This window comes from Pluralibacter sp. (assembly GCF_019237635.1).
Taxonomy (GTDB): domain Bacteria; phylum Pseudomonadota; class Gammaproteobacteria; order Enterobacterales; family Enterobacteriaceae; genus Enterobacter_B.
Window position 1 is genome coordinate 42,776 of record NZ_JAFAGS010000017.1, and the last position, 24,002, is coordinate 66,777.

The 24,002-nt window shown below is 56.9% G+C and carries 22 protein-coding genes and 2 pseudogenes; 7 read left to right on the forward strand and 17 right to left on the reverse strand.

The window, feature by feature from the left end; genetic code table 11:
- Positions 1–48: 48 nt before the first annotated feature.
- Entirely contained in the window at positions 49–1,155 is a 1,107-nt protein-coding gene (ribD, locus tag JO226_RS02315; RefSeq protein WP_293489705.1) for a bifunctional diaminohydroxyphosphoribosylaminopyrimidine deaminase/5-amino-6-(5-phosphoribosylamino)uracil reductase RibD, read from the reverse strand.
- 3 nt (positions 1,156–1,158) lie between these two features.
- Positions 1,159–1,608 carry a transcriptional regulator NrdR gene (nrdR, locus tag JO226_RS02320; RefSeq protein WP_293489748.1) on the reverse strand — a complete coding sequence of 150 codons (450 nt, stop codon included), beginning with the start codon at positions 1,606–1,608 and terminating at the stop codon, positions 1,159–1,161.
- A 146-nt stretch (positions 1,609–1,754) separates the two neighbouring features.
- On the opposite strand from nrdR, the gene JO226_RS02325 reads away from it, so the two are divergent.
- Positions 1,755–2,297 (forward strand): DUF3251 domain-containing protein, encoded by a 543-nt coding sequence (locus JO226_RS02325; RefSeq protein WP_293489706.1) that lies wholly within the window; start codon positions 1,755–1,757, stop codon positions 2,295–2,297.
- A gap of 303 nt (positions 2,298–2,600) precedes the next feature.
- Positions 2,601–3,494, forward strand: coding sequence for a nucleoside-specific channel-forming protein Tsx (locus tag JO226_RS02330; protein ID WP_293489707.1), 894 nt, complete (start codon positions 2,601–2,603; stop codon positions 3,492–3,494).
- Between the two features lie 45 nt (positions 3,495–3,539).
- Here JO226_RS02330 and JO226_RS02335 read toward each other — a convergent pair whose 3' ends face one another.
- The 8 genes from JO226_RS02335 to queA form a co-directional block, all read right to left on the reverse strand.
- Entirely contained in the window at positions 3,540–4,232 is a 693-nt protein-coding gene (locus JO226_RS02335) for a YafY family protein (RefSeq protein WP_293489708.1), read from the reverse strand.
- Positions 4,233–4,249: 17 nt separating this feature from the next.
- The gene (locus tag JO226_RS02340; protein ID WP_293489709.1) at positions 4,250–4,615 is read right to left on the reverse strand and encodes a VOC family protein; all 366 of its coding nucleotides are present in this window, start codon (positions 4,613–4,615) and stop codon (positions 4,250–4,252) included.
- Between the two features lie 77 nt (positions 4,616–4,692).
- Positions 4,693–6,102: a Xaa-Pro peptidase family protein gene (locus JO226_RS02345; protein ID WP_293489710.1), complete on the reverse strand. Its 1,410-nt coding sequence runs from the start codon at positions 6,100–6,102 to the stop codon at positions 4,693–4,695.
- A 115-nt stretch (positions 6,103–6,217) separates the two neighbouring features.
- A complete protein-coding gene (gene secF / locus JO226_RS02350; RefSeq protein WP_293489712.1) occupies positions 6,218–7,189 on the reverse strand; it encodes a protein translocase subunit SecF in 972 nt (323 codons plus the stop codon).
- Positions 7,190–7,199: 10 nt separating this feature from the next.
- Entirely contained in the window at positions 7,200–9,047 is a 1,848-nt protein-coding gene (secD, locus tag JO226_RS02355; RefSeq protein ID WP_293489713.1) for a protein translocase subunit SecD, read from the reverse strand.
- A 27-nt stretch (positions 9,048–9,074) separates the two neighbouring features.
- Positions 9,075–9,407 (reverse strand): preprotein translocase subunit YajC, encoded by a 333-nt coding sequence (gene yajC, locus JO226_RS02360; protein WP_013367379.1) that lies wholly within the window; start codon positions 9,405–9,407, stop codon positions 9,075–9,077.
- Between the two features lie 22 nt (positions 9,408–9,429).
- The gene (gene tgt / locus JO226_RS02365) at positions 9,430–10,557 is read right to left on the reverse strand and encodes a tRNA guanosine(34) transglycosylase Tgt (protein ID WP_293489714.1); all 1,128 of its coding nucleotides are present in this window, start codon (positions 10,555–10,557) and stop codon (positions 9,430–9,432) included.
- A gap of 53 nt (positions 10,558–10,610) precedes the next feature.
- Positions 10,611–11,681: a tRNA preQ1(34) S-adenosylmethionine ribosyltransferase-isomerase QueA gene (gene queA / locus JO226_RS02370; protein WP_293489715.1), complete on the reverse strand. Its 1,071-nt coding sequence runs from the start codon at positions 11,679–11,681 to the stop codon at positions 10,611–10,613.
- 91 nt (positions 11,682–11,772) lie between these two features.
- Here queA and acpH point away from each other — a divergent pair, with 91 nt between their 5' ends.
- Positions 11,773–12,354, forward strand: a complete 582-nt coding sequence (gene acpH / locus JO226_RS02375) for an ACP phosphodiesterase (protein ID WP_293489717.1) — start codon at positions 11,773–11,775, stop codon at positions 12,352–12,354.
- A 127-nt stretch (positions 12,355–12,481) separates the two neighbouring features.
- On the forward strand, positions 12,482–13,084 hold the full coding sequence (locus JO226_RS02380; protein WP_293489719.1) for a peroxiredoxin C: 603 nt from the start codon (positions 12,482–12,484) through the stop codon (positions 13,082–13,084).
- Positions 13,085–13,147: 63 nt separating this feature from the next.
- On the opposite strand, the gene JO226_RS02385 is transcribed toward JO226_RS02380, so the two are convergent.
- The 3 genes and pseudogenes from JO226_RS02385 to JO226_RS02395 all read right to left on the reverse strand — a co-directional run bounded on the left by JO226_RS02385 (position 13,148) and on the right by JO226_RS02395 (position 16,278).
- Complete coding sequence (locus JO226_RS02385) at positions 13,148–15,016, reverse strand: amidohydrolase (protein WP_293489721.1); 1,869 nt, start codon at positions 15,014–15,016, stop codon at positions 13,148–13,150.
- 21 nt (positions 15,017–15,037) lie between these two features.
- Positions 15,038–15,583: an antibiotic biosynthesis monooxygenase gene (locus JO226_RS02390; RefSeq protein ID WP_293489723.1), complete on the reverse strand. Its 546-nt coding sequence runs from the start codon at positions 15,581–15,583 to the stop codon at positions 15,038–15,040.
- Between the two features lie 51 nt (positions 15,584–15,634).
- Positions 15,635–16,278, reverse strand: a pseudogene (locus JO226_RS02395) (hydrolase).
- Positions 16,279–16,556: 278 nt separating this feature from the next.
- Here JO226_RS02395 and JO226_RS02400 point away from each other — a divergent pair.
- Positions 16,557–16,646: pseudogene (locus JO226_RS02400) on the forward strand (hypothetical protein); the annotation flags it as partial.
- A gap of 79 nt (positions 16,647–16,725) precedes the next feature.
- On the opposite strand, the gene malZ reads toward JO226_RS02400, so the two are convergent.
- Positions 16,726–18,543 carry a maltodextrin glucosidase gene (gene malZ, locus JO226_RS02405; RefSeq protein WP_293489725.1) on the reverse strand — a complete coding sequence of 606 codons (1,818 nt, stop codon included), beginning with the start codon at positions 18,541–18,543 and terminating at the stop codon, positions 16,726–16,728.
- A 319-nt stretch (positions 18,544–18,862) separates the two neighbouring features.
- Here malZ and JO226_RS02410 point away from each other — a divergent pair, with 319 nt between their 5' ends.
- Together JO226_RS02410 and JO226_RS02415 are read left to right on the forward strand one after the other, a co-directional pair.
- Complete coding sequence (locus JO226_RS02410) at positions 18,863–19,042, forward strand: type II toxin-antitoxin system HicA family toxin (RefSeq protein WP_293489750.1); 180 nt, start codon at positions 18,863–18,865, stop codon at positions 19,040–19,042.
- A 23-nt stretch (positions 19,043–19,065) separates the two neighbouring features.
- Positions 19,066–19,473 (forward strand): type II toxin-antitoxin system HicB family antitoxin, encoded by a 408-nt coding sequence (locus JO226_RS02415; RefSeq protein WP_293489727.1) that lies wholly within the window; start codon positions 19,066–19,068, stop codon positions 19,471–19,473.
- Between the two features lie 37 nt (positions 19,474–19,510).
- On the opposite strand, the gene proY is transcribed toward JO226_RS02415, so the two are convergent.
- The 3 genes from proY to phoR all read right to left on the reverse strand — a co-directional run bounded on the left by proY (position 19,511) and on the right by phoR (position 23,985).
- Positions 19,511–20,884 (reverse strand): proline-specific permease ProY, encoded by a 1,374-nt coding sequence (proY, locus tag JO226_RS02420; RefSeq protein WP_293489728.1) that lies wholly within the window; start codon positions 20,882–20,884, stop codon positions 19,511–19,513.
- Positions 20,885–20,959: 75 nt separating this feature from the next.
- Positions 20,960–22,279 carry a branched-chain amino acid transporter carrier protein BrnQ gene (brnQ, locus tag JO226_RS02425; RefSeq protein WP_293489730.1) on the reverse strand — a complete coding sequence of 440 codons (1,320 nt, stop codon included), beginning with the start codon at positions 22,277–22,279 and terminating at the stop codon, positions 20,960–20,962.
- Between the two features lie 410 nt (positions 22,280–22,689).
- A complete protein-coding gene (gene phoR / locus JO226_RS02430) occupies positions 22,690–23,985 on the reverse strand; it encodes a phosphate regulon sensor histidine kinase PhoR (protein ID WP_293489732.1) in 1,296 nt (431 codons plus the stop codon).
- Positions 23,986–24,002 lie beyond the last annotated feature (17 nt).

Here is a 24,002-nt window from a genome sequence, read left to right on the forward strand (position 1 = left end):
CCCGCAGGGGGGCGGATTTTATCATAATAATTCGCGCACTGCCGAAGTTTATAGCGCAGGCGTCAAATGCAGGCACAGATCCGGGCCAACCTGCCGTATCTCATTGAAAGTAAATTGGGGGGCATCGGCCAGTTTCTCAAGTCCTGGCAGCACACAAAGACCACGCGCATCGCTCCCTAACAGTTTAGGCGCAACGTAGACAATAAGCTCATCCACCAGCCCCGCCTGCAGTAGCGCGCCCGCCAGCCGCGGCCCGGCCTCGACCCAGACGCTGTTAATCTGCTGTCTCCCCAACTGCATCATCAGCAGCACCAGATCAAGCTGGCCGTTGTGCGCCGGAATGTTCAGCGTGCTGACATTGTCAGGCCACTGGCGGTTATCCGCCTGCGTGCGGGCAAACCAGGTTTCCCCGGGCTGATGGACAATGCGGTGTGCCGGCGTCACGCGGTTGCAGCTATCGATAACAATACGCACCGGCTGGCGCAGATTCTCCTGCGGGTAGCAGGCCTGGGTATCGGCATCCAGCTCCTCCCAGCGCACGGTCAGCGCGGGGTTATCCGCCAGCACCGTCGCGCTGCTGGTCAGGATGGCATGGCTTTGCGCGCGCAGACGCTGCACGTCGCGTCGCGCCTGCGGCGAGGTTATCCACTGGCTTTCGCCGCTCGCCATCGCCGTACCGCCATCGAGCGAAGCACCAAGCTTGAGCTGAAGATAAGGAAAACCGGTGCGCATGCGCTTCAGGAAGCCTTTATTGAGCCGCTCCGCCTCGCTCATCATCAGGCCGTGACTGACCTCTACGCCCGCCTGTTGCAGACGATACAGCCCGCGTCCCGCGACCTGTGGGTTAGGGTCCTGCATTGCCGCCACGACGCGCTTGACGCCCGCGGCGATCAGCGCATCGCAGCACGGCGGCGTGCGCCCGTGGTGGCTACAGGGCTCCAGCGTGACGTAGGCCGTCGCGCCTTTGGCTTTGTCACCCGCCATACGCAGCGCATAGACTTCGGCATGGGGCTCGCCGGCGCGAAGGTGAAAACCTTCCCCGACTATCTCGCCGTCACGGACAATCACGCAGCCGACACGAGGATTAGGATGGGTAGTAAAACGACCGCACTGCGCCAGCTTAAGCGCTCGCGCCATGTAGATTTCATCCTGCATGACTTAATCCTGTAAGCGGGCGATCTCTTCGCCAAATTCTTTAATGTCTTCGAAACTGCGGTACACCGAGGCAAAGCGAATATAGGCGACTTTATCCAGTTTCTTCAGTTGCTCCATCACCAGGTTGCCGATCATTTTGCTCGGCACTTCACGCTCGCCGGTGGCGCGCAGCTGGGATTTGATATGGTTCAACGCCATTTCGACATCGTCAGAGCTGACCGGGCGCTTCTCCAGCGCTTTTTGCATACCGCTACGCAGCTTGTCTTCGTTAAACGGTTCGCGAACATCATTGCTTTTTACCACCCGCGGCATCACAAGCTCTGCCACTTCAAAGGTCGTAAAACGCTCATTGCAAACCAGGCACTGGCGGCGACGGCGCACGGAGGAGCCTTCCCCCACCAGTCGGGAGTCAATCACTTTGGTATCTACAGCGAAACAAAATGGGCAGTGCATGGCGCGTCCTGACGGTAAAAAGGTGACATCCTGCCATTTTACCACGACCGGCATAGCGGCGTCATTTTGAGACAAACCCCCGATGGCAAACGCAGCGATACTGCTACCATTACCCCAAAATAGTTGCCTTTCAGGAAGTGAAAGTAATGACAAGACGTTACATTCGATTACTGGTGCTTGGTAGCCTGTTTACCCTCAGCGCCTGCGCACAGCAAAGCGAAGTTCGCCAGATGCACCAGAGCGTCAGCGCCCTGAGCCAGGAGATGAGCAAACTCAACCAGGAAACGGTGAAAATTACCCAGCAGAACACGCTCAATGCGACATCCAACCGCGGCGTCTACCTGCTGCCGGGCGCCAATACTCCGGCCCGTCTGGAGAGCCAGATTGGCACCCTGCGGATGTCGCTGACGAACATCGCGCAAAACGCCGACGGCATGCGCGCCACACTGCGCATCCAGGGGGAATCCAGTACTCCGCTCCCCGCCTTTAGCGGCACGGTGGAATGGGGAGAAATCCAGGGCACCACCACCCAATTCCAGGAAGTGAATGTCAAAAACCAGCTGATCAGCGCCCCGGCCAGCCTGCTGGCGCCGAGCGATGTCGATATTCCCCTGCTGCTCAACGGCCTTAACCCAACGCAGCCGGCGTTTGTCCGCATTCACGACATCCAGCCGACCACCCCGCAGTAACCTCTTCCCCGGCGCCGGGTTTTCCCGGCGCGGTTCGCGTTTCAGCCCCCTTTCGATACGCGTAACAATCTTTACGTTAATCCAGAAAAACCAGGAAACGTTTTCATCTTCCCGTCCAATCGCCGTCGTCCAATGTACGCAAACGTGAACGCAATCGATTACGCATTTGAGAGAACTGTGAAACAACACATATTTTTGTGAGCAATGATTCTTATAATAGGCCTCGCAGAACAAGGTTACATTTAGAAACGTCCAGGCATCTTTTTTCACCCCCGGAAGGGATTTCAAATCAGTGGCATAATTATGAAAAAAACATTACTCGCGGCCGGTGCAGTGCTTGCTCTTTCATCCTCTTTTTCGGCATCCGCTGCCGAGACCAGCAAACCAGAATATGTTTCCGATTGGTGGCATCAGAGCGTCAACGTAGTGGGAAGCTACCACACGCGCTTCGGGCCGCAGATCACTAACGACGTGTACCTCGAATACGAAGCATTCGCCAAAAAAGACTGGTTTGACTTCTACGGCTATATCGATATCCCTAAAACATTCGGTATCGGCAACGGTAACGACAAAGGCGCCTGGGATAACGGTTCTCGTATGTTTATGGAAATCGAACCGCGCTTCTCTATCGATAAGCTGACCGGCACCAGCCTGGCGTTTGGTCCGTTCAAAGAGTGGTACTTCGCCAACAACTACATTTATGACATGGGCGCCAAAGGCGAAGAAAGCACCAAGCAGAGCACCTGGTACATGGGTCTGGGTACCGATATCGATACCGGCCTGCCGATGAGCCTGTCGCTGAACGTGTATGCTAAATACCAGTGGCAGAACTATGGCGCATCCAACGAAAACGAATGGGATGGTTACCGCTTCAAAGTGAAATACTTTGTGCCGATCACCCAGCTGTGGGGCGGCCAGCTGAGCTACATCGGCTTCACCAACTTTGACTGGGGCTCAGATCTGGGCAGCGATAACTTCTACGATAACAACGGGAAACACGCGCGTACCGGCAACTCTATCGCCTCCAGCCACATTCTGGCGCTAAACTACGATCACTGGCACTACTCGGTGGTCGCGCGTTACTGGCACAACGGCGGCCAGTGGGCGGACGACGCCAGCCTGAACTTCGGTAACGGCGACTTCAGCGTGAAGTCTACCGGCTGGGGTGGCTACCTGGTGGTCGGTTACAACTTCTAAGACCGGCGCCCTGGCGCAAAAAGCCAGCGTTCCCGCTGGCTTTTTTTATTGGCGCTCCTCGCGCCGGACCTTGCGCAGAAAATCGCTTAACGAACGATCTGCGGTTTCGCTAAAACGTCGCGATGTCGGCACGATATTCAGGCAGCGATCCAGACGAAAACAGCGGTAATCCTCCCGTCTCTCGCACCAGGCGGCCAGCAGCCAGTGTTCGCCCCAGAAGAAGAGCCCCAGCGGCTGTACATCGCGCCAGGTCAGTTGCCCCGTTTCGTCACGGTAATGAATCGACAACACCTGCTGGGCGGAAATCGCGTGATGGATCAGGTCGAAATCACGCCGGGAATGTTGCTGTATGCCCATATCCGGGGCGAACACCCGCGCCTGTTCGGCCTTACGACGGCTGTCGGCGGGTAAAATCGCCAGCACCTTCTCCTGCGCCGACTCCAGCGAGGCCGACAGCGATTCCCCGCCCCAGGTTTTCAGCAGCCGGATAGCCACCATCAGCGCTTCCGATTCCCGGGCGGTCAACATCAACGGCGGTAAATCGTAACCGTCCAGCAGCCGGTAGCCGCTTCCCGCCTCGCCTTCCACTGGCACGCCGGAAATCGACAGATCGCGGATATCGCGATACACGGTGCGCTCAGATACGCCGAGCCGCTCCGCCAACAGCGCCGCCGTCGTCAGCCTCCTGCCGCGCAGGATCTGCACAATCTGAAATAAACGGTCGGCGCGTCGGGTCATGATGGTGTCACTTCGCCTCAGGCGGGTTGATGCAGACCAATGCGGTTACCTTCACTGTCGGTAAACAGCGCAATCGCGCCGATGCCGTCGGGTAGCTCCAGCGGGCCAAATACGCATTCGCCGCCCTTTGCCGCCACGTTTTTCAGCGTGGTGCGCAGGTCATCGGTATGCAGATAAATAATACATCCCTGCGACGACGGCGTAATGTGCTCAAACTTCGCCAGCGCGCCGCCGGTTTGTTCGTCACGATGCGGGAATACCGCCAGCTCTGCCCCTTCCATCACTTCACGGCGCAGCGTAACGCCCATCACCGACTCATAAAACGCCACGGCACGCGCCATATCGCTCACGGGAATTTCAAACCAGTTAATCACGTTGTTCATACTGCCTCCTGTCACCTTGGGTAAATTCAGGAGAAGTGTAGAACAGGCCTCCTGACAGCATACTGTCAGGAGTGTTGTCAGGAGTCTGAAGATTGACACACCAGCGCCCGGGTCGGGTCCAGCAGCCATGGACGCAGGTAGCCTACCGTATTCGAAAACGGCAGTACCTCTTCCGGCAGCGCAATGCCGATATGACGAGCAATATAGTCGCGCCGCGCCTGTACTCTGGCCCACAGCGCCGGATACTCAGCCGCAAGCGTAGCCCGCAGCGTCGCATCGGCCAGCGCTACGGTATCTTCAATGCTGGCGCCCGCATAGCCCGGGCGGGAGGGGATAATGTCGATTTGCAGCAGCATGCCGCTGGTCAGCGCGATCGTCGAACCGGGGTAGACCGGCGAGCAGAGCCACTCTTCGTCCGCCACCAGATGGCCTGGGTTCAGATGCCAGTGGTATTGCGCTTTCGGCAGCACGCGCTCAATGAGCTGGTAAAGGTCGCCGCCAGTCAGTCCCGGACGCAGATGCTCAAGCCAGCTCACCACCGCCAGGAAATAGGGAATGGCGACCACGTCGAGGTAATCGCTGACGTTCGCGGCAAGTTCCCCGGCGTTCTCTACCACATAGGCCGCCCGGCTGCTGAGGCCGCCTTTATAGCTTGTCGTCAGAGAAAACTTATCGCCGCGCTGAATACGCTTATCGCCTGGATAGAGGCTGGCATTGGCGAAGCGATCGCCGGTGGCGGCAATCATCACCACGTTATTCGGCTGCCCGTCGGCGGCCAGCAGCGCGCCAATCTGCTTTTCCGTCTTGCCTGGCGCAATCGCATTCAGCGCCGTGAGGATAGCCGTCGAAGCCAGGTTGGCGCCATACTCGTAATGCGCCAGCTCGTTGGCGTTATTGACGGTACGCGCACCGCCATCCGGGGAGATAAAAATACCGGTGGCATTACGCAACACCGCGCCGCTGCCAGCCGCCTCGCGCAGAGCATCGACTATAAAGGCCGGCAAATCGAACATCGTTTGCGCCGCGTCGCCGCAGCCGGTAAAGAGCTTCCAGCCGACAAGGCCCAGCGTTTTACCGCCGCCGATCCCCGCCTCCCGCAGCAATTCCGCCAGCGTTTTACCGTGCGTCATCGGCTGATTGGGCAGCGAAAACCAGGGCGCGTGGAGCACGCGGTTTTCCAGTCGGGCATGCGGCGCCAGTTTGAGGTTCTCGTTACCGAGCACCAGCACCGCCTCACCGTGCCGATGCAGCACCAGCAGCGCCTCCTCAAAGCGCGGGATAAAGCCCGTCAGATACTCAAAGTTCCCGCCGTGCTCTTTATCGGCATACACCACCAGCGTATCGATACCGTCACGCGCCATCTGTATCAGCACCCGCGCTTTACGCTGCTGCAGCGTCACATCGGTGAGATCAACAGAAGGCAGACTGAGCCAACAGTCCGGCGGCGGAACAACCTGAAGGGAGACATCGCAGTGGGTATCGTGCATTTCTGAGGCATCCTGTAATCAGAGACAGAGAAGCCACCATAGCGGGAATAACCGGATTTGTAATAAAAAAATCCCGGTCGTTTGACCGGGATTTCGTTTTTCCGTACCGCAGGGATTAAGGAAGAATCGACGGCTGATCCGCCCCTTCTTTCTCGACTTTCTGCTGCAACAGGTGTTCGCGTCTCATACCGAGCTTCAGCGCCAGCGCGGAAGCCACGTAGATAGACGACGCCGTACCGATGGAAACACCGATAAGCATGGTCAGCGAGAAGCCTTCCAGAATCGGGCCGCCAAACAGGAACAGCATCAGAATAACCACTAACGTCGTACCGGACGTAATCAACGTACGGTGCAGCGTCTGGGTCAGCGACACGTTAAAGATCTCGTAAGGCGTACCGCGACGGATCTTACGGAAGTTCTCACGGATACGGTCAGAAACCACGATGCTGTCGTTCAGGGAGTAACCGATAACCGACATCAGCGATGCCACAATGGTCAGGTCAATCTCAATATGGAACAGCGACAGGATGCCCAGCGTGATGACCACGTCGTGCGCCAGCGAGATTACCACACCCGCCGCGAGGCGCCACTCAAAGCGGAACCCGACGTAGACCAGAATGGAGATCAGCGCCGCCATCAACGCCATAGCCCCCGACTGAGCAAGGTCAGCCCCCACGCTCGGCCCCACAAACTCGATACGCTTCACCGCCGCGTTCTGGTTGGTGGATTCGTTGATCACCGCGAGAACTTTACTTCCCAGTTCCTGACCACCGTCCGCGCCTTTCACCGGTGGCATACGCACCATGATGTCGTGGCTGCTGCCAAAGTTCTGCAGCTGCGGCTCGGTAAAGCCTGCTTTTTCCAGCGACAGGCGCATCTGATCCATATCGGCCGGTTTTTCCAGCGTGATCTCAATAACGGTACCGCCGGTAAAATCCAGCCCCCAGTTAAAGCCACGCACGCCCATCACAATGATGGACAGCACCAGCAGCAGACCTGAAATGCCGAAGGCCCAGTAGTCCCAGCGCATAAAGTCATAGACTTTACGGCCGTGGTTCAATTGTTCAACAGTATATTCCTGTGCCACAACGCACTCCTCAGATAGACAGCTTGTTGATGCGTTTGCCGCCATACAACAGGTTCACGATGGCACGCGTACCGACGATCGCCGTAAACATGGACGTTGCCACACCGATACCGGTAGTGATTGCAAAGCCTTTAATCGCGCCCGTACCGACCGCATACAGGATGATAACTTTAATCAGCGTCGTCACGTTCGCATCGAAGATTGAGCTGAATGCACCGCGGTAGCCTTCGTCAATCGCCTGCTGCACGGTACGGCCGTTGCTCAGTTCTTCCTTAATACGTTCGTTAATCAGTACGTTGGCGTCGACCGCCACCGCAAGGGTTAACACGATACCCGCGATCCCCGGCATACTCAGAGTTGCCCCCGGCAGCAGCGACATGATGCCGACAATCAGCACCAGGTTGGCAATCAGCGCGCTTGTCGCTATCAGACCAAACTTCTTGTAGAAGAGGATCATGAAGATGACGGAGGCCAGCAGACCAGCCAGACAGGCTTCCAGACCCTGCTTGATGTTCTGCATCCCCAGGGTTGGGCCGATGGTACGCTCTTCAACAATCTGGATTGGCGCAATCAACGCACCGGCACGCAGCAGCAGCGACAGCTGACGCGCTTCGTTCGGGTTGCTGATACCGGTGATACGGAAGCTGTTGCCCAGACGAGACTGGATGTTGGCGATGTTAATCACCTCTTCCTGTTTCACCAGAATGGCACGACCTTTCGCATCTTTCTTACCGCTGTCTTTGTACTCTACGAACAGGGTCGCCATCGGCTTGCCGATGTTGTCCTTGGTAAAGTTAGACATGATGTTGCCGCCCGCGCTGTCCAGCGAGATGTTAACCTGCGGCTGGTTGTATTCGTCCTGGCTTGAGGTGGAGTCGGTGATGTGGTCACCGGTCAGGATCACGCGCTTGTACAGCACAACCGGCTGTCCTTCACGGGTGTCTTTTACCTCTGAATCGCCCGGTACGCGGCCGGAAGCCGCCGCAGCCTGGTCGACGTTGGTGTTCACCAGACGGAATTCCAGCGTCGCGGTCGCGCCAAGGATTTCCTTCGCACGCGCCGTATCCTGGATACCCGGCAACTCAACCACAATACGCTCTGCGCCCTGGCGCTGAACCACCGGTTCGGCGACGCCGAGCTGGTTCACACGGTTACGCAGGATGTTGATGTTCTGCTGGACCGCATATTCACGCGCTTCTTTCAGGCGCGCATCGGTCATTACCGCACGCAGCTGGTTGCTGCCCTGGCTTGAAATCACCAGATCGCGATGACGTTGCGTCAGATAATCAATCGCCTGATCGCGCGCCGCGCCGTCGCGGAACATAATGCTCAGGCCGAAGTTATCTTCTTTGCGAACGGTAGTATAGGGGATGCCTTTTTCACGCAGGTCGCTGCGCAGGCTGTCGATGTTTTGTTCCTGGAGCTTACCGAGCGCGGTATCCATATCCACTTCCATCAGGAAGTGCACGCCGCCACGCAGATCAAGACCGAGCTTCATCGGGTCGGCATGAATGGCCGCCAGCCAGCGCGGGGTCGCAGGAGCAAGGTTAAGCGCCACGACATACTTGTCACCCAGCACGGAAACCAGCGCTTCACGCGCGCGCAGCTGGGTGTCAGTGGAGTCGAAGCGAGCAAGAATAGCGCCCTCTTCCAGTGCCACAGACTTCGCGGTAATTTTTTCTTCTTGTAAGGTTTTCTGGACCTGGATCAGCGTTTGCTCACTGGCGGCGACGCCGCGCACGCCAGTGATTTGAACAGCCGGATCCTCACCATAAAGGTTGGGAAGTGCGTAAAGCAGGCCGCCGACAATCACGACGACCAGCATAATGTACTTCCACAAAGGATAACGGTTTAACACGGCAGTTCCCTTTGGGAAAACAATGGATTACAGCGCTTTCATGGTGCCTTTCGGCAGCACGGCGGCAACGAAGTCACGCTTGATGACAACTTCGGTGGTGTCGTTCAGTGCGATAGCAATGTAGCCCGTTTCCGCTACTTTGGTTACGCGACCAACCAGGCCACCGTTAGTCAGAACTTCATCACCTTTAGCGATAGAGTCCATCAGCTTTTTGTGATCTTTGGTACGCTTCTGCTGTGGGCGCAGGATCATGAAGTAGAAAATCAGACCGAACACCACCAGCATCAGGATCAGAGACATCGGGCTGCCCTGAGCCGGCGCACCGGTAGCTGCTACCGCATCAGAAATAAAAAAGCTCATTGAATTTCCCTCATTATTAAAATTAATCAACGTTCAAAGGTGGAACAGGTCGACCCTGACGTTGGTAAAAATCCGCCACGAAGCTGTCTAATTTACCCTCTTCGATAGCCTTGCGTAAACCAGCCATTAAACGCTGATAATAACGAAGGTTATGAATGGTATTGAGACGCGCCCCCAAAATTTCATTGCAACGGTCAAGATGATGCAAGTAAGCGCGCGAATAATTGCGACATGTGTAGCAATCACACTCTGCATCAAGCGGACTGGTGTCGCTCTTATGTTTTGCGTTGCGGATTTTCACCACGCCGTCGGTCACAAACAGGTGACCATTGCGGGCATTACGGGTTGGCATAACGCAGTCGAACATATCGATGCCGCGACGCACGCCTTCAACCAGGTCTTCCGGTTTACCAACGCCCATCAGGTAACGTGGTTTGTCCGCCGGGATCTGCGGGCAGACATGCTCAAGAATGCGGTGCATGTCTTCCTTCGGCTCACCAACAGCCAGACCGCCGACAGCGTAGCCATCAAAGCCAATCTCTACCAGACCTTTGACAGAGATATCGCGTAAATCTTCGTAAACGCTGCCCTGAATGATGCCAAACAGCGCATTTTTGTTGCCCAGCCCGTCAAAACGGTCGCGGCTGCGTTTGGCCCAGCGCAGGGACATTTCCATAGAACGCTTAGCGTAATCCCAGTCTGCCGGGTACGGCGTACATTCGTCAAAGATCATCACGATATCGGAGCCGAGATCGTACTGAATTTCCATCGATTTTTCCGGATCGAGGAAAATCGGATCGCCGTTGATCGGGTTGCGGAAATGAACGCCCAGCTCGGTGATTTTGCGGATATCGCCAAGGCTAAACACCTGGAAGCCGCCGGAGTCGGTGAGGATCGGGCCTTTCCACTGCATGAAATCGTGCAGATCGCCATGCAGCTTCATGATCTCCTGCCCCGGGCGCAGCCACAGGTGGAAAGTGTTGCCGAGAATAATTTGCGCGCCGGTCGCTTCAACTTCTTCCGGCGTCATGCCCTTCACGGTCCCGTAAGTACCCACAGGCATAAAGGCCGGCGTTTCCACTACGCCGCGATCAAATACCAGGCGGCCGCGACGTGCGCGTCCGTCGGTCGTATCCAGTTCAAATTTCATTTTCTCTCCAGCGTCAGAAAAACAGTCCGACGTTTTAAAACGGTGTCGCGGAGTCAGTCCCCGACACGCTCGTGCAAAGCCTGCGGATTGTACGTGATAAACATCGCGTCCCCGTAGCTAAAAAAGCGATAATTTTGTTCTACCGCAGCCTTATAGGCATTCATGGTGTGCTGATAGCCTGCAAAGGCGGACACCAGCATAATCAGTGTCGATTCAGGTAGATGGAAGTTGGTCACCAGCGCATCGATAATCTGGTACTGATAACCTGGGTAGATAAAAATTTGCGTATCGCCGAAGAAGGGTTCGATCAGATCCTGCTTCGCGGCCTGCGCGGCGCTCTCAAGCGATCGTACCGAGGTGGTGCCGACGGCAATCACGCGGCTGCCGCGAGCTTTAGCCGCCATAACCGCGTCAACCACCTCCTGCGGCACTTCCGCATACTCGGAGTGCATGATGTGCTCTTCAATGCTGTCCACGCGCACCGGCTGGAACGTCCCCGCGCCGACGTGCAGCGTCACGAACGCCATCTCAATGCCTTTCTCGCGAAGCGCCGCCAGCAGCGGCTCGTCAAAGTGCAGTCCCGCCGTCGGCGCTGCTACTGCGCCAGGTTTCTGGCTGTAAACGGTCTGATACAGCTCGCGGTCGGCGTCTTCATCCGGACGGTCGATATACGGCGGCAGCGGCATGTGGCCGATGGCGTTGAGAATGTCCAGTACCGGACGCTCGTCGTTGAACTCGACCTCAAACAGCGCGTCGTGACGGGCGACCATCGTCGCGTTGATGCTCTCATCGTCGCCAAGCCGCAGCTCAGCCCCCGGCTTCGGCGCTTTGGACGCGCGGATATGTGCCAGAATACGTTTATCATCAAGCATACGTTCGACCAGCACTTCAATCTTGCCGCCGCTGGCTTTACGGCCAAACAGACGCGCCGGGATCACGCGGGTATTGTTAAACACCAGCAGATCGCCAGGGTTGAGCTTGTCGAGCAAATCGGTGAAAGTACCGTGCGTCAGCGCCCCCGTCGGCCCGTCCAGCGACAGCAGGCGGCAGCTACTGCGCTCTGGTTGCGGATAGTGGGCAATAAGGGATTCAGGTAGTTCAAAGGAAAAATCGGCGACGCGCATGACGTATACTCGTGACTTAAAAACAGGCGGCTTAGTCTAGTGCTCACACCTCTTTGCTGCAACAACTAGCCGACTCCGGATACCGAATCGCATGAATTTTCTCGCACATCTGCACCTTGCCCACCTTGCTGGCAGCTCGCTTTCCGGCAATCTGCTGGCGGATTTCGTTCGCGGCAACCCGGGAAACGATTACCCCGCCGAGGTGGTCGACGGCATTCACATGCACCGGCGCATCGACGTGCTGACCGACAATCTGCCGGAAGTCAAAGAGGCGCGGGAATGGTTTCGCCCGCAGACACGCCGCGTCGCGCCGATTACGCTGGACGTCATGTGGGACCACTTCCTGTCGCGCCACTGGGCACAGCTGTCGCCGGAGATGTCGCTGCCGGACTTCATACGCTATGCCCATTCGCAGGTCTCTGTCATTGTGCCGGACTCCCCGCCGCGATTTGTGAACCTCAACCACTATCTGTGGTCCGAACGCTGGCTGGAGCGCTACCAGGAGATGGTATTTATTCAGCGCGTGCTGAACGGCATGGCCAGCCGCCGACCAAAGCTCGACGCCCTGCGCGATTCCTGGTACGATCTCGACGCGCACTATATGGCGCTGGAGCAGCGTTTCTGGCAGTTCTATCCACGAATGATGCACCTGGCAAAAAACAAACAGCTGTGATGTGAAGTGGATTGATAGGTAAAAACTGACTGAACGATTGTCAGCACCTCTTTGTCTTAACCCTGAAGACTCTCTATACTGGCCCGCGTTGCGTTCCAAATAACCTTAGTAATCACAGGAGAATCACATGGTTCTGGTCACTCGTCCGGCTCCGGATTTTACCGCTGCAGCAGTACTGGGTAACGGCGAAATCGTTGAAAACTTCAACTTCAAAAAGCACACCAACGGCAAAGCTACCGTTCTGTTCTTCTGGCCGATGGATTTCACTTTCGTTTGCCCGTCTGAACTGATCGCGTTCGACAAGCGTTACGAAGAATTCCAGAAGCGTGGTGTGGAAGTGGTTGGCGTCTCTTTTGACTCTGAATTTGTCCATAACGCATGGCGTAACACCCCTGTCGACAAAGGCGGCATCGGTGCAGTGAAATACGCGATGGTTGCTGACATCAAACGCGAAATTCAGCAGGCTTACGGTATCGAACATCCGGAAGCTGGCGTTGCCCTGCGCGGCTCCTTCCTGATCGACAAAGACGGTATCGTGCGTCATCAGGTGGTTAACGATCTGCCGCTGGGTCGTAACATCGACGAAATGCTGCGCATGGTTGACGCGCTGCAGTTCCACGAAGAGCACGGCGATGTCTGTCCGGCTCAGTGGGAAAAAGGCAAAGAAGGTATGGCCGCTTCTCCGGAAGGCGTTGCTAAATACCTGACCGAGAACGTATCCAGCCTGTAATCGGCACGGTTTACGAAGCAGGCCCGCAGATGCGGGCCTTTTTTTGTGCCTTTCCCTTCGCGCTCAAAACGCAAAGCACGAACAACCCAGCACGCCCCAGAACGTCCGATCGTCAGAGACCAGGATATCCGATTTACGCGCCATATCGTGCTGGTGTCCGTGTACGCCGCAACTACCGATGCACTGGTGCATTTGCACAACGGCGCCCACCCTGGCCACCGCAGGCGGCGCGGCACGATAATGTCCAGGCACCTTCACCACTGGCGACCAGTCAGGTACGACCGGAATAGCGGGCGGCGCCAGCGACGTGAAGTCTCCGGCAGCATACACCACCTTCCCGCCAACGACCGTCAGCACCGACTCAATACCTTTGATCTCCTCTTCCGCGACGCGGAAATAGTCTTTCGACAGCACCACCAGGTCGGCAAGCTGTTCCTTCGCAATGCGCCCCTTTTTGCCCTGCTCGCTGGAAAACCAGGCGCTGCCCGCCGTCCACAGCTCAAGCGCCACCTCGCGCGGCAGGCGGTTGCTATCGTCATACATCGTCAACCCGCCGACGGTACGACCGGACACCAGCCAGTACAGCGCAGTCCACGGGTTATAGCTCGCCACTCGGGTGGCATCAGTGCCCAGGCCGACAGGCACATCCAGTTCAAGCATTTTCGCCACCGGCGGCGTGTGTTTCACCGCCTCTTTGCCGTAGCGGTCGACGAAGTATTCGCCCTGAAAGGCCATACGGTGCTGTACCGCAATCCCGCCGCCCAGCGCCTTTACCCGCTCAATGTTGCGCTCGCTAATGGTCTCCGCGTGGTCAAAGAACCAGTGCAACCCGTTGAACGGAATATCGCGATTAACCTTCTCAAAGACGTCGAGCATTCGGCTAATCGATTCGTCGTAGGTGGCGTGCAGGCGGAACGGCCAGCGATGCTCGACCAGATGACGTACCACGCGTTCCAGCTCGTCCTCCATCCCGGCGGGTAAATCCGGTCGCGGCTGCAGGAAATCCTCGAAATCCGCCGCCGAGAAAACCAGCATTTCACCCGCGCCGTTGGCGCGATAGTAATCGGTGCCCTGTCCGGGTTTAAGCATATCGGTCCAGCGTTCAAAATCCTCCAGCTCCTGCTTTGGCCGCTGGGTAAACAGGTTATAGGCGATGCGCACCGTCATCTGCTGGTTGGCGTGCAGCTGTTCAATGATTTCGTAATCTTCGGGGTAGTTCTGGAAACCGCCGCCAGCGTCGATCGCGCTGGTCAGCCCCAGTCGGTTCAGCTCGCGCATAAACTGACGCGTGGAGTTGACCTGCATCTCCAGCGGCAGCTTCGGCCCTTTCGCCAGCGTGGCGTACAGGATCATGGCGTTAGGTTTCGCCACCAGCATACCGGTGGGGTTGCCGTTGCTGTCGCGCACGATCTCACCGCCCGGCGGGTTCGGCGTCTCTTTGGTATACCCCACCGCTTTCAGCGCCGCCCGGTTAAGCAGCGCGCGGTCATACAGATGCAGCACAAACACCGGCGAGTCCGGCGCGGCGTCGTTTAACTCTTCGAGCGTCGGCATCCGCCGCTCGGCAAACTGAAACTCGCTCCAGCCGCCGACAACCCGCACCCACTGCGGCGACGGCGTGCGATCGGCCTGCGCTTTGAGCATCCGCAGCGCATCCGCCAGCGACGGTACGCCTTCCCAGCGCAGCTCCAGGTTGTAGTTCAGCCCGCCGCGAATCAGATGCAGGTGCGAATCGTTGAGGCCTGGAATCACCGTATGGCCTTTGAGGTCGACGATCTGCGTTCCCTCAGCGGCATAGCTCATGATCTGGTCGTGGCGGCCAACCGCGAGGATCTTACCGTTGGCGATGGCAACGGCCTCCACCAGCGGGTTTTCGTTATCCAGCGTATGAATATCGCCGTGAGTCAGGATCAGTGTGGCTTTTTGAGACATGATTATCTCCTTAAGGCCGGATCAGGCTTTCTTCAGCCACCCGGCAAACAGACGGGTCACGATGGGCATCCACAGCCAGACGACCAGCGCCACCACGCAGGCATCGTTAATCAGATGCAGCAGCAAAGAGCCCTTCAGCGCAGGCAACGCCATGCCGGTCACCCATGGCACCAGATTGGTACTGGGGAAAATCACCAGCAGCGTGATAAGAAACTGCTTCCAGCGCAGCGGCTGGCGCACGTGCGGCGCGGGCGGTGTAAACCAGAACGCGGCTTCGGTTCTTACCTCGGTATGATCGCCTTCGCTCAGCAGCGGCGTAATCTCATCAACCAGCTGCCGACGGGTTTCAGACTGGGTCCAGCCATACAGGTGTTCGAGGGTGTCGAAGCGGATGATGATATTCCACATCCCCTGACCATCAGCGGGACGGATGACGTTAGCGCCAAGGTGACCGGGGTATTGCGCGGCAATCGGCATGATTTTGCCAAGCCACGCCTCGTACTCACCGGCGTCCTGCGGCTTCAGCGCGTGGGTTATCACCAGCGTGACATGTTTCTGTTGCGTCATAGCGGGGGATTCCTTGCAGTGCATTGGGCGGGTGTGAGCCCGCCGCCGGTGTTACGCCTTACGCTCTGGTGCGCCATGCACCATGGTATAGGCATAGTCGACGCCCATGCCATAAGCGCCGCTGTGTTCGCGCACCAGGTCCATCACCGCGTCATAAGTGCCTTTGCGCGACCAGTCACGCTGGTACTCCAGCAGCACCTGCTGCCAGGTCACGGGTACCGCACCTGCCTGCACCATACGATCAATGGCGCGCTCATGGGCGTCAACGGAGGTGCCGCCTGAGGTATCGGTGACCACATAAACTTCATACCCGGCTTCCAGCGCCATCAGCGCCGGGAAGGTCAGGCACACTTCCGTCCACAGGGCGGAAATAATCAGTTTTTTACGCCCGGTGGCTTTCACCGCCTCGACAAACTTCGCATCCTCCCAGGAGTTCATAGAGGTACGTTCGATAGGTTTAACATCCGGATGCACCGCCAGCAGTTCCGGCCAGATATATCCGCTGAAACTTTTGGTTTCCACTGAGGTATAAATCACCGGCACATTAAATATCCCCCCCCCGCTTTAGCCAACGCCACGGTGTTATTTTTCAGCGTCTGTCGGTCAATATTGGTAACGCCAAAAGCCATTTGCGGTTGATGATCGATAAAAATAAGCGCGGAGTTTGATGGGTCAATCAGTTCCCGAATAGACATATCACACCTTCTTAATCAATAAGTTAAAAGGCAACGGTCTAAGACTGTTGTAAGCAGTTGGATCCTGAAGGAGAAAGCCTGATGAGTATAGCTGGAAATTTCTAACGAGTTATTAAAGAAATTTTTCTGTTTTATGGCAGGTGTTTTTTGTCATTAACGGCGTTTGGATAATACCGCCAGACAATTATTATTAATCTTTATCAAAAAATTACGCCAGCCTGTTCTAAACTATTCACTGGTAGATTTTCAGCACTTTAGGTAAAATAACATTATATTATTTCATAGAGTTAACCCACCACGGCGCAGATATGATTCTTGGGGCGATCAACGAGCCGCCAACCTCCGGCGCCTGGTCCTACAAAATTCTGGTAACCACCGCGACGGGCTGGCGCAGCGCTGGTGGCGCGAAAATATCCTCACCAGCCCGGTGCTGAGCCAGCTATACCGCTAACGCCCCAGCCAGACGCTGGCCGAAACAGCGGGTAGCGTCAGCACATCCTCGTGCAGCGCGCCGTTGCCCTCTTTGCACTGCCACGTCTTCACGGCCAGCAGCGGAGAAGCGTCAAGCACCACCTCGCAGGCTTCACCACGGTTAATGGCGACCAGTGCCCGTTCCTGCCGCCAGACGCGGACAAATACCACCACGTTGTCTTCGGCATACAGCACCTGGCAGCCGCCATGGCGAAACGCCGGGTAGCGGTGGCGTAGCGCAGCCATCCGCTGGTACAGCGCCAGCAGCCCGGCGTCCTGTTTTGCGGGGTCCCACGGAAACGGTTTGCGGCAGAATGGGTCGTTATCGCCATCCAGACCAACCTCATCGCCGTAGTAAATGCAGGGAACGCCGGGCCAGGTAAACAACCAGACCACCGCCAGCGGCAGACGGACGACATCTTTACCCAGCAGCGATTTAAAGCGCGCGGTGTCGTGGCTGTCGAGCTGATTGAACATGCGCAGCTGTTGCTGATGCGACAGCCCGGCGCGATAGTTATCCATCCACGCCATGCAGGTTTGCGCATCAATAAGCTGCGGATCGTACGAGATATCGGTATTGGCCAGAAACCCCCACAGCGGGAAGGTAAAACCGCGATAGTTCATGGCGGCATCTTCCACATCCGCCTGTAGCCACTGCCGCGCATCGCCGAAGTGTTCGCCCACCACGTAGGCTTCCGGCTGCGTCTCTTTCGCCGCCTGCGTGATGCCCGCGACATGCTGCAGGTTATTACGCGCGCCGCCCGCTTCACCCAGCATATGCACCACATCCAGCCGCCAGCCGTCCATGTTCCAGGGCGCCTTCAGCCAGTAGCGCACAATGCTGTCGTCACCCCGGTAAATCTCATTGATCAAGGATTCTGACCGATAGTCGAGCTTCGGCAGGCTGGCATACCCTAACCAGTCGAGCGCCTGCCCTTCTGGACAAAAAGAGTACCAGTCGCGCCAGGCCGACCCCGGATTGTGGCAGGCGCCATCCGCCCCTTGCTGATGACGATCAAACCAGGCGTGGGTATCGCCGCTATGGTTAAAAACCCCGTCGAGGATAATCCGCATACCTTCCCGATGCGTCGTGTGCCGCAGGCGCAGCAGCGCCTGATCGCCACCAAACTGCGGGTCGACATGGCGGTAGTCCTCAGTATCGTACTTATGCACGCTCGGCGCGGTAAATACCGGGTTGAGGTACAGCGCGGTGACACCCAGCTTTTTCAGGTACGGCAGTTTTTCGCCGATCCCGTCAAGATCGCCGCCGTAAAAGGTCGATCCCCCGGCCTTCGCGGTGAGCGGATCATCCCAATCACGCAGCACGATATCGTGTCCGGCGGCGTGGTGATAATAGACCTTATCCTGTTCTGCATCCCGCGGCAGGCTGCGGGCGAAACGGTCAGGGAAAATCTGATAGAACACCTGGTCGGCGACCCACTGTGGGCCGCTATCGGGTGTATCAATGGCAAACTGTTCCAGCCGCGCAGGCGTAATCGCGCTAAACCCTTGCGGCGTAAACCAGCGCTGACGGTTGTCCCACAGCAGCTTAAAACAGTAACGGCGGCGCGGTTGCCCCTGGCCGAGCGCTATCTCCGCGCGCCAGGCCGTGACGCCAGGTTCAGGCTGTCGCTTGAGCCGGCGCATCGGCAGCGAGATTTCTTCGTTGTCCTGCTCCGCGCGCAGCGTCACCCGCTGCGGCAGGCTATCCCCCGTCAGCCAGAGGGTTATCGACAGTTTGTCCGACTGCGGCTTAACAAACGGTGCAACAGGAAGATGCCAGGCCTTCAACATTATCTTTTCCCCTTGTTCAGAATGCCCTCACCTTGCCATAGCCGACAGAAGGATAACTCATCATTATGCCGTTAATTGGAGGAGGAGTGCGAGGGAGGAGGTGGAAGGCCTGCCTCAGCATGGTAACGTTTTGCGCAGAGGCTTCCAGAAACAGTATCGAATCGTCCAGGATCGCGAAAAATCTTTAGCACCTCGCTGCACAAGCCGTATTTTTCACAGGAGATATCTCACCTTCAATAACTCCGGCAGCCCTAAAAATATTGAAGAAGGAGAGTTACTGGAGTTATATTCATTTCGCAGCGAACTGAAGGAAGTCGCGATGAACAGCAGGAAGCTGATAGCCGAAATACAAGCAGATGGCTGGGTTCTGATACGGGTTAACGGTAGCCACCATCATTTCAGACATCCTGATAAATCGGGCCTGGTTACCGTCCCACACCCGAAGAAGGATTTACCGCTGAAAACGGCGAAGAGTATACGAAGGCAAGCGGGGCTTTAGCGTCCCAAACAGGCGAGGTATTTATGTTTTATCCAATCGCGATCGAAGCGGGCGATGATAATCACGCCTATGGCGTCACGGTGCCGGACCTGCCCGGCTGTTTCTCCGCAGGCGACACGCTGGATGAAGCGATAGCAAACGCGAAGGAGGCTATCTGCGGGCATATCGAATTACTGATCGAAATGGGCGAAGATATTCCACCTGTTTCCTCGGTTGGAAGTCTGGCCAGGCGAACCGATTACACGGGCTATACCTGGGCCGTGGTCGATATTGATATCACACGCCTGATGGGAGGCTCAGAGAAAATCAACGTCACGCTGCCAAAATCGTTAATTGACCGCATCGACCGCTGCGTTGCTACACGGCCGGAATTTAAGAGCCGCTCAGGCTTTCTCGCGCAGGTCGCGCTAGAGCGTCTGATGAAGACATAGAGGCGACCCGGCGGCAAAGCGCCGCCGGGTATCAATATTACTGGGCTTCCGCTAACTGGCGGTCGTGGCGGCGTTTGAAGCCCCAGCCGATAAGCAGCAACACAATCCACGCAAATCCGACGTACAGCGAGATACGCGTATCCGGGTGGTAGCCAATCAGCGCGATGATAAAGACCAGGAAAATCAGGCCAACGGTTGTCGTCGCGACCCCGCCCGGCACTTTGAAGCTCAGCTTGCTAACCTCCTCCGGCGACAGGCGACGGCGGAAAGCAATCTGCGACAGCAGGATCATTATCCACACCCACACGGTGGCGAAGGTCGCCAGCGACGCGATCACCAGGAAGATATTTTCCGGCATGATGTAGTTCAGATAGACGGCAAACAGCAGCGCAATGGTCATCACCATCACCGTCACCCACGGAATGCCGCGGCGCGAGGTTTTGGCGAATACCTTCGGCGCACTGCCCTGTTCCGCCATGCCGTGCAGCATGCGGCCAACGCCGAACACATCGGAGTTAATCGCCGACAGCGATGCGGTCAGCACCACAAAGTTGAGGATACTGGCGGCAAAGGTAATGCCCATATGCTGGAAGGTTAATACGAACGGACTGCCGTCGGTACCCACCTGGTTCCACGGGTAGATGGACATGATGACGAACAGCGTCCCGACATAGAACACCAGAATGCGCATCGGCACAGAGTTAATCGCCCGCGGAATGGATTTCTCCGGGTCTTTGGCCTCACCGGCGGTAATGCCGATAATTTCGATACCGCCATAGGCAAACATCACCATCTGCAACGACATCACCATGCCAAGCCAGCCGTTGCTGAAAAAGCCGCCGTTGCTCCACAGGTTATGGATGCCCGTCGGCTGGCCACCGTTGCCGATGCCCCAGACGATGATGCCGATACCGGCGACGATCATGATAATGATGGTCGCAACCTTGAAGAACGAGAACCAGAACTCCAGCTCGCCGAACACCTTCACGCTCATCAGGTTGACGGCGCAGATAATCAGCACCACGCTGAGCACCCAAATCCAGTGCGGCACCGCCGGGAACCAGACGCCCATGTAGATCCCAAAGGCGGTGACGTCGGCAATCGCGACAATCAAAATTTCAAAGCAATAGGTCCAACCGGTGATATAGCCCGCAAGCCCGCCTAAGTTTTCCTGCGCATAGCGCGAGAACGAACTGGCAGACGGATTATGTACGGACATCTCGCCAAGCGCCCGCATAATGATATAGGCCGCAACGCCGCCGATAATATAGGCAAGCAGCACGCTGGGACCGGCCATTTTAATGGCGTCTGCCGAGCCATAAAAAAGACCGGTGCCGATAGCCGACCCGAGAGCCATAAAGCGAATGTGGCGGGTGCTTAGCCCGCGCTTTAGCTTGTTATTTGTTTCCATTAATTCCAATGCCTGAATAAAAACAAAACCACGGGGCATTTCGCCCCGTGGTTAATTTCAACACTTCGCGCTAACTTAGTGTGCGCTGGAGGTAACCGGACGTCCCGCAGCGCGATCCCAGCCGATAGCCAGCACGGCCATGACGATAGTCGGCATCAGCCACGCCAGACCCTGTTCCGCCAGCGGTAAATGCTGGGTCCATGACGGCAGGATGTCGGCGAATGCGGAGGCTTTAATCCCATCCAGCAAACCGAACACCAGGCTGATAAACATCGCCGGGGCGATCACGCGGGTAGGATTATGCCACCAACCGCGGGTAAAACTTAATACCACCAGTGCGATACAAGGAGGATAAATCGCCGTCAGCACCGGAATGGAAATCTGAATCAGGTGGCTCAGCCCCAGGTTGGACACCACCATGGAGAACAGGCCCAGGATAAAGACCAGCGTGCGGTAAGAGAACGGCAGGTACTGGGCGAAGAACTCCGCACAGGCCGTCGTCAGACCCACCGCCGTCACCAGACAGGCGATAAAGATGAGCGCCGCCAGCAGGAAGCTGCCCGCACCGCCGAAGGTATGCTGCACGTAAGCATGCAGGATAGCCGCGCCGTTCGCATTCTGGTCAACCAGCGTCGCGCTATCGGAGCCCAGGCGGAACAGCGCCAGGTACAGCAGCGTCAGGCCCACGCCGGCAATCAGCCCTGCCCACACGGTGTAGCGGGTCAGCAGACGCGCTTCGGTCACACCGCGAGAACGTGCAGCGTTAACGATAACGATACCGAACACCATCGCGCCCAGGGTATCCATGGTCAGATAACCATTCACAAAACCGTTGGAGAACGCCGACGTCTGATAGGCTTCCAGCGCGTTGCTCAGCGGGCCAGCTGGCCAGATAACCGCCGCAACGGCAAGCACGATAAGCGCGAGAATTTTCAGCGGCGCCAGGAAGTTGCCCACGGTATCCAGCAGTTTGCCCGGGTAGAGCGACACAAGGATAACCAGCGCGAAGTAAATTACGCTGTAGATCAACAGCGGCATCGCGCCACTGCCGGTGAGCGGGGCAATACCGACTTCAAAGGAGACGGTCGCGGTACGCGGCGTGGCGAACAGAGGCCCTACCGTCAGGTAGCACGCCACCGCCAGCAGTAAACCGGCCACTTTGCCGATTGGCGTGCTGAGGGCATCAACACCACCGCCGACTTTCGCCAGAGCGATAACGGTCAATACAGGCAAACCCACCGCGGTAATCAGGAACCCAAGCGCAGCCGTCCAGACGTGCTCGCCCGCCTGCAGACCAACCATGGGAGGAAAAATGATGTTGCCTGCGCCAACGAACAACGCAAAGGTCATGAAACCCAAAGCGATGATGTCGCGCGATCTTAACTGATGAGTCATAAACGCTTTACTGCCTGTGGATGTGGTGTTGAAAAAGAAACATTTCTCGCTGCTCCCAACGGGATAGTGCAGCGGCAATTGCGCACAATTTCAGCGAGATATCCTCCCTGAATTGCGTGGAGAAGAATTGTTATTTGAATATCCACGCATATGCAGTCTGTCTGAAGCTGCATGGGGCGCAATTTAAACGCTTATAACGTTTTAAAGCAAGAAGGGATCGCAAAACCAGATGATTATATCAATCACAAATCATAACTCAGAGTTATTAACCAGATATCGGAAAAACCTATGGCTAATCATGCGAACAAAAAACCAGCAGACGTTTGATAATTGTTCGCCGCCGGGTTAACCGCAAAGAAAAAAAACCAGCCGAAGCTGGTTTTTGGAAATGCAGATTGACAGTTGCCCGGTCAGGCGCTTTTTCTGGCAATTAAACGTTCCGGCAGGAGGAAACTGAAACAGGTGCGTACTCCCGGTTCACTTTCAATATCCAGTCGGCTGTCGTGATGATTCACCGCATGCTTCACGATAGCCAGCCCCAGCCCGCTGCCCCCAGTCTGGCGGGAGCGCGCTTTGTCGACGCGATAAAAACGCTCCGTCAGGCGTGGGATATGCTCAGACGCGATACCCGGGCCATTATCCTCAACGCTGAACAGTGCGCCGTACGGCGTACGCTGCCAGCAGACGCGAATTTCGGTGCCTGCCGGGGTATGGTTAACCGCGTTGTACACCAGGTTCGACATCGCGCTGCGCAGCTGCTCTTCGTTGCCCAGCACCTGTAGCTGGTCATCAATATCAAACGTCAGCACGTGTTTTTTCTGGCTCAGCGTCTGCGCTTCCCGCTCGACGACGCGCAGCATCATCGGGACGTCGATTTTATCGTTCAGCGCCATCAGCGGCGCGGCTTCGATTTTTGACAGCGTCAGCAGTTGGCGGACCAGACCTTCCATACGCTGAGTCTGCTCGCGCATGGTATGTAGCGCTTTTTCACGCGGCGCCCCCTCAAGCGTTTGCTCCTGCAGCATTTCCAGGTAGCCCTGCAGCACCGTCAGCGGCGTGCGCAGTTCGTGGCTGACATTGGCGAAGAAGTTGCGTCTCGCCCCTTCCAACTGGTGCATCTGCGTGACGTCGCGCGCCACCATCAACAGCTGTTTTTCGCTGTAGGGCATCACACGAATCTCCAGATGTCGTCCGGTGTTAAGCACCAGGTTCATCGGTTTGGAGAAATCACGCGCCTTCAGGTAGCGGGAGAATTCGGGGTAACGCAGTAGGTTCAGGATGTTCTGACCGTTATCGTCCGGCCAGCGCAGATGCAACATCTGCTGCGCCAGACCGTTGCACCAGAAAATCGATCCCTCTTCCGTGGCCAACACCACGGCGTCAGGCAAGGACTCCGCCCCGCTGCGAAAGCGTTTAATCAGGCTGCCCAGCTCGCGACGGCGCTTTTTGTTACGCATCTGCATCTGGTGCAGACCGTACAGCAATGGCTCCCAGCTGCCGCGCCCAGGGGGCGGCGTCATGCTGCGATCGACCCATAACCACCAGGAGAGCCGCAGCAAATTCCAGAAATGCCAGATCAGAAGCCCAGTGACCGCCACCAGCAAAAACCAGGGCAGGTAACCCACAATGGCCCCCAGAATGAGGGCCGGAATACAACAGAGGATCAGCTCAAATACCAGCCTTTTCCATGACAGCCGTTCCAGCACGGGTAACACTCCAGTCA

Coding starts and splice junctions, on each gene's coding strand:
- ribD (WP_293489705.1), bottom strand. CDS start 1,155: ATGCAGGATGAAATCTACATGGCGCGAGCGCTTAAGCTGGCGCAGTGC.
- nrdR (WP_293489748.1), bottom strand. CDS start 1,608: ATGCACTGCCCATTTTGTTTCGCTGTAGATACCAAAGTGATTGACTCC.
- JO226_RS02325 (WP_293489706.1), top strand. CDS start 1,755: ATGACAAGACGTTACATTCGATTACTGGTGCTTGGTAGCCTGTTTACC.
- JO226_RS02330 (WP_293489707.1), top strand. CDS start 2,601: ATGAAAAAAACATTACTCGCGGCCGGTGCAGTGCTTGCTCTTTCATCC.
- JO226_RS02335 (WP_293489708.1), bottom strand. CDS start 4,232: ATGACCCGACGCGCCGACCGTTTATTTCAGATTGTGCAGATCCTGCGC.
- JO226_RS02340 (WP_293489709.1), bottom strand. CDS start 4,615: ATGAACAACGTGATTAACTGGTTTGAAATTCCCGTGAGCGATATGGCG.
- JO226_RS02345 (WP_293489710.1), bottom strand. CDS start 6,102: ATGCACGATACCCACTGCGATGTCTCCCTTCAGGTTGTTCCGCCGCCG.
- yajC (WP_013367379.1), bottom strand. CDS start 9,407: ATGAGCTTTTTTATTTCTGATGCGGTAGCAGCTACCGGTGCGCCGGCT.
- tgt (WP_293489714.1), bottom strand. CDS start 10,557: ATGAAATTTGAACTGGATACGACCGACGGACGCGCACGTCGCGGCCGC.
- queA (WP_293489715.1), bottom strand. CDS start 11,681: ATGCGCGTCGCCGATTTTTCCTTTGAACTACCTGAATCCCTTATTGCC.
- acpH (WP_293489717.1), top strand. CDS start 11,773: ATGAATTTTCTCGCACATCTGCACCTTGCCCACCTTGCTGGCAGCTCG.
- JO226_RS02380 (WP_293489719.1), top strand. CDS start 12,482: ATGGTTCTGGTCACTCGTCCGGCTCCGGATTTTACCGCTGCAGCAGTA.
- JO226_RS02385 (WP_293489721.1), bottom strand. CDS start 15,016: ATGTCTCAAAAAGCCACACTGATCCTGACTCACGGCGATATTCATACG.
- JO226_RS02390 (WP_293489723.1), bottom strand. CDS start 15,583: ATGACGCAACAGAAACATGTCACGCTGGTGATAACCCACGCGCTGAAG.
- malZ (WP_293489725.1), bottom strand. CDS start 18,543: ATGTTGAAGGCCTGGCATCTTCCTGTTGCACCGTTTGTTAAGCCGCAG.
- JO226_RS02410 (WP_293489750.1), top strand. CDS start 18,863: ATGAACAGCAGGAAGCTGATAGCCGAAATACAAGCAGATGGCTGGGTT.
- JO226_RS02415 (WP_293489727.1), top strand. CDS start 19,066: ATGTTTTATCCAATCGCGATCGAAGCGGGCGATGATAATCACGCCTAT.
- proY (WP_293489728.1), bottom strand. CDS start 20,884: ATGGAAACAAATAACAAGCTAAAGCGCGGGCTAAGCACCCGCCACATT.
- brnQ (WP_293489730.1), bottom strand. CDS start 22,279: ATGACTCATCAGTTAAGATCGCGCGACATCATCGCTTTGGGTTTCATG.